Source organism: Aerococcus sp. L_32 (assembly GCF_050689315.1).
This window is the reverse complement of record NZ_JBOEQF010000829.1, coordinates 1-818: the sequence shown is the minus strand read 5'-3', so window position 1 is coordinate 818 and position 818 is coordinate 1. Positions and strand designations below refer to the sequence as shown.

The window sequence follows — 818 nt, the reverse complement described above, 5'->3', positions numbered from 1 at the left end:
CAGCGAATTGTTTTCCAAAAAGGTGCTTTAAGGCAATCAGCACAAGAGTTATATAGAGATGTGCAAAAAACCAACGCGGAAATTGCACATGGTGGTAATGATTATGAATACAACAAATATCAAAGATCCATACCATGGTCAGTCCATCAGCTAGATAAATTAAATGACTTTTATAGAGATTTAATTGACAAGAAAAGTGAATAGTAGGATTTTGGTGCGTTTGGTCTTTTGGATTGAGCCTGGGTGGTCTATTTGGAGAGGACAAATCTATGGCAAAGCAGAAACAAAGTAAAGACCAGTCACAGGTATTGGATTTAGTGTTGCAGGGTAAAAATGAAATTACTGAGGAAATATTTGATGCATTATACCAAGAAGTTTTACCTACCTTATATGCTAACCGTTGGCGCATCCCTAAGTATATTTTGGAAAATGATGATTACTATCAAGAAGCTAGAATTAGTCTAGTACAAGCTGTTCAAACATATCGCATCAATAGTAAGGCAGCCTTTACAACTTACTTTGCGAATGTATTCAAAAATAGGTTGCTCGATATTCGTCGGATGCACATGACGGATAAACGGATTGCTAATTTCAAAGTGGAACGTTCGCTAGATTTATTTGCAAGTGAAGGTGAAGAAAACAATATAGAAAACCGCTTGAGAACCAAAGAGTTTCCACCTGAATATGTATATCTCTTCAATGAGACAATTAATAGATATGAAAAAAGTTTGTCTGATATGGAAAGAACGGCATATGGTTATTTCAAAAAAGGTTTTTCTTACGAAGAGATGGAAAAACTCACGGGCTTTACCAGAAAA

2 protein-coding genes are annotated in these 818 nt (G+C 35.6%); both read left to right on the top strand.

The window, feature by feature from the left end; genetic code table 11:
• A partial coding sequence (locus tag ACRCJ0_RS16745; protein WP_431391288.1) for an NYN domain-containing protein occupies positions 1-204 on the top strand: 204 nt, incomplete at its 5' end.
• A gap of 65 nt (positions 205-269) precedes the next feature.
• A partial coding sequence (locus ACRCJ0_RS16740) for a sigma factor (RefSeq protein ID WP_431391287.1) occupies positions 270-818 on the top strand: 549 nt, incomplete at its 3' end.